This window comes from Cellulomonas septica (genome assembly GCF_012396155.1).
GTDB lineage: Bacteria > Actinomycetota > Actinomycetes > Actinomycetales > Cellulomonadaceae > Cellulomonas > Cellulomonas septica.
This window is the reverse complement of sequence record NZ_JAAXOY010000417.1, coordinates 1-3,193: the sequence shown is the minus strand read 5'-3', so window position 1 is coordinate 3,193 and position 3,193 is coordinate 1. Positions and strand designations below refer to the sequence as shown.

General features: G+C 72.3%; 6 protein-coding genes. All 6 read right to left on the bottom strand.

The window, feature by feature from the left end; translation table 11 throughout:
* Window positions 1–645: signal peptidase II (locus tag HGA02_RS14230; RefSeq protein WP_168679613.1), on the bottom strand; the 645-nt coding region annotated here is incomplete at its 3' end.
* A 20-nt stretch (window positions 646–665) separates the two neighbouring features.
* Window positions 666–1,127 carry a TraR/DksA family transcriptional regulator gene (locus HGA02_RS14225; RefSeq protein WP_162351747.1) on the bottom strand — a complete coding sequence of 154 codons (462 nt, stop codon included), beginning with the start codon at window positions 1,125–1,127 and terminating at the stop codon, window positions 666–668.
* Between the two features lie 148 nt (window positions 1,128–1,275).
* Complete coding sequence (locus HGA02_RS14220; protein WP_162351746.1) at window positions 1,276–1,935, bottom strand: DivIVA domain-containing protein; 660 nt, start codon at window positions 1,933–1,935, stop codon at window positions 1,276–1,278.
* Between the two features lie 151 nt (window positions 1,936–2,086).
* Window positions 2,087–2,377, bottom strand: coding sequence for a YggT family protein (locus HGA02_RS14215; RefSeq protein ID WP_168679611.1), 291 nt, complete (start codon window positions 2,375–2,377; stop codon window positions 2,087–2,089).
* Between the two features lies 1 nt (window position 2,378).
* Window positions 2,379–2,858 carry a cell division protein SepF gene (locus tag HGA02_RS14210; protein ID WP_168679609.1) on the bottom strand — a complete coding sequence of 160 codons (480 nt, stop codon included), beginning with the start codon at window positions 2,856–2,858 and terminating at the stop codon, window positions 2,379–2,381.
* Between the two features lie 179 nt (window positions 2,859–3,037).
* Window positions 3,038–3,190, bottom strand: a complete 153-nt coding sequence (locus tag HGA02_RS14205) for a laccase domain-containing protein (RefSeq protein ID WP_281357185.1) — start codon at window positions 3,188–3,190, stop codon at window positions 3,038–3,040.
* Window positions 3,191–3,193 lie beyond the last annotated feature (3 nt).

Sequence of the window (3,193 nt, the reverse complement as noted above, 5' to 3'; positions counted from 1 at the left end):
GTCGCCGGTCGTGCCGCCGCCCGTCGGCGCCCCGGCGGCGGGTGCGTCCTGCGCCGGGTCGTCGAGGGTTGCGGCGTCGTCGCCAGGTGCGGCGTCGTCGGCAGGTGCGGCGTCGCCGTCACGCGTCCCGTCGAGGTGCACCCCCCGCCCCGCGAGCAGGACGATGAGGCCCGCCGCCACGACGATCGCGATGTCGGCGACGTTGCCGACGAACCAGTTGGCGTAGGCGATGAAGTCGACCACCTCGCCGCGCGCGAAGGCGGGCTCACGCAGGAACCGGTCGACGAGGTTGCCGAGCGCACCGCCGAGCAGCAGACCGAGCGCGACGGCCCACATGGCCGACCCGATCCGGCGCGACGCCCGCACGACCACGACGACGACGACCGTCGCGACGACCGTCAGCACCCACGTCATGCCGGTCGCGATCCCCAGCGCGGCCCCGGGGTTGAACACCAGCTGCAGCCCCAGCAGGTCGCCGAGCAGCTCGTGCCGCACGCCCTCCTCGAGCGACGCGAGCGCCCACTGCTTCGTGAGCTGGTCGACGAGCAGCACGGAGACGGCGAGGACGACGAGCGTCGTCACCAGCCGCCGGCGGCGCGCAGGCGTGGTCGCGGACGCGTCAGGTCCGGGAGTCGTGGAAGGCACCGCAGGAGTCTACGGGCGCGTCAGCGACGCTCCTCCCGCTGCTTGCACTCGACGCACAGCGTGGCGCGCGGGAACGCCTGCACCCGCGCCTTGCCGATCGCGCGGCCGCACGACTCGCACGTGCCGAACGTGCCCGCCGAGATCCGGCCGAGCGCGCGCTGCGTCTGCGCGAGCAGGTCCCGCGTGTTGTTGACGAGCGTGAGCTCCTGCTCGCGCTCGAGCGCCGACGAGCCCGAGTCTGCCTGGTCGTCACCGGCACCGTCACCGGAGTTCCGCAGCAGGTCGGACAGCTCCGCGTCGGCGGCCGCGAGCTCGCCGGTCAGGCGGTCGATGTCCGAGGTCAGCTCGTCGGCGACCTCCTTGACCTCGGCCGCCGTCCAGGGCGTCTCGCCGTCACGGACGGGGAACTGCTTCACGCGCTCGTCCAGATCCTTCGTGTCGGCCGCCACGGCGACGTCGCTCAGTGCGTCGTTGATTGCCACGTCCTGGTCCCCCCCAAGTCGTCAAGTCCCGCGACTTTATGCGTGGATACGTCCGGAGACAACACACCACGCCGGGTGAATCCCCGGCGTGGTGTGTCGTGCGAGTACTGCCCTGACCTGTGACGACGCGGCCCGGCGCCGTCCTGGGTCAGATGTTCTGACCGTCCCCGACCGGCTGCACCTGACCCGAGCGCGGCGGCAGCGCGTTGCCGCGGTTGTCCAGGTCGCCCAGCAGGTTCTCGAGGTAGCTCTTGAGACGCGTGCGGTAGTCGCGCTCGAACACCCGCAGCTCGTCGATCTTGCGCTCGAGGAGCGAACGCTCCTGCTCCAGCTGGCCCAGCGTCCGCTGCGACGTCTCCTCCGCCTCGCGGACGATGCGGTTGGCCTGCGTCTTGGCCTCGCCGACGAGGCGGTCGCTCTCCTCCTGGCCGCTGCGGACGTAGTCGTCGTGCAGCTTCTGCGCCAGGGCGAGCATGCCCGTCGCCGACTCGGGCTCGCTCGGACGCTGCGGGGCGACCGGCGCGACGGGGGCGACCACGGGGGCGGGCTGCGGCTTCTGCAGCTCGGGGACCGGCTCGGGCTTCGGCGCGGGCGCGGCCTGCTGCGCGCCGGCGCGGCTCAGCTCGGCGATCCGACGCTCGGCAGCGGCGAGCTTGGTCTTGAGGTCCTCGTTCTCGTTCTGGAGCTCGCGCAGCGTGTTGACGACCTCGTCCAGGAAGTCGTCGACCTCGTCCTGGTCGTACCCCTCGCGGAACTTCGTCGCCTGGAACTTCTTGTTCAGGACGTCGTCTGCGGTCAGCAGTGCCATCGTCGTCACCTCTGTCGGTCGAGCTCGGTCGGGCCGCGGCGGTCGAACCGCCTCGGGCCACCGTAGCGGAGATTGCAGCGGGGGCACGTCCCTCGACACACGGCTGGACCGGGCGTGGACACGGTCCGTCCGTGGGTCGCGGGGCGCGTGATCATGCGGCCAGGTTGCCCAGGACCGCCATCAGCAGCGAGCACCCGATGACCAGCACGAAGAACGCCAGGTCGAGCCGGATGGACCCGATCCCGACGGGCGGGAGGACCCGTCGCAGCGCCTTCAGCGGCGGGTCGGTCACGGTGTACGTCGCCTCGGCGATGACGAGCGCCACACCGCGGGGGCGCCAGTCGCGCGCGAAGAACTGGACCCAGTCCAGCACCAGGCGGACGAGCAGCAGCAGGAAGAACGCGAGGACGACCAGGTACAGGACGCTGAAGAGCAGGCGCACGTCAGCTCTGGTTGTAGAAGCCGGAGCGTCCGGCCTGCGGCTCCGAGGGTGCGGCGTCGCCGGCGACCTCGACGTGCGCGGGCGAGAGCAGGAACACCTTGCTCGTCACGCGCTCGATCGCGCCGTGCAGGCCGAAGATCAGGCCCGCGGAGAAGTCGACGAGACGCTTGGCGTCCGCGTCGTCCATGTCCGTGAGGTTCATGATCACCGGCGTGCCCTCGCGGAACGCCTCGCCGATCTTGCGCGCGTCGTTGTACGACCGCGGGTGGATCGTGGTGATGCGGCGCAGGTCGTGCGCGACCGGCGCCGGCGCCGGGGCGGGCGTGCGCGGCACCGGGCGGTGCAGCGGCGTGACCTGTGCCTCGTACTCGTGCTCCACGGCGACGTCCCCTCCGTCGAGGTCCTCGAGGTACTCCTCGTGCTCGGACCGGTCGTCGGCCAGACCGAGGTACAGCATCGTCTTGCGCAGCGCTCCGGCCATCGCCTGTGGCTCCCTCCCCGGATCTCTCCGGCCTTCCCGGTCCCGCCGTCCGGCACCGGGGACACCGGCACCGGGAGCGACGGGCTCCCTCCGACGGTCACGCTAGCAACGGGTCCGCGGACCGCCACCGCGACACGCCCGCGACGCGCCGGACTCGCCCGATCGGGTCGCGTCGCTGGTCAGCCCGGAGCGCGCACGACGCCCGCGAGCCGGCCCGTCGTGCCGTCGCGGCGGAAGGAGAAGAGGTCGGGGCCCGTGAACGTGTCGCGGTCGACGCGCTGCACCGCCCGCACGCCGACGCGGCGCAGCACCGCCGCGACACCGGCGGGCAGGTC

Bases quoted from the DNA above. Each gene is read 5' to 3' on its own strand.
- HGA02_RS14220 (WP_162351746.1), bottom strand. From the start codon at position 1,935: ATGGCACTGCTGACCGCAGACGACGTCCTGAACAAGAAGTTCCAGGCG.
- HGA02_RS14210 (WP_168679609.1), bottom strand. From the start codon at position 2,858: ATGGCCGGAGCGCTGCGCAAGACGATGCTGTACCTCGGTCTGGCCGAC.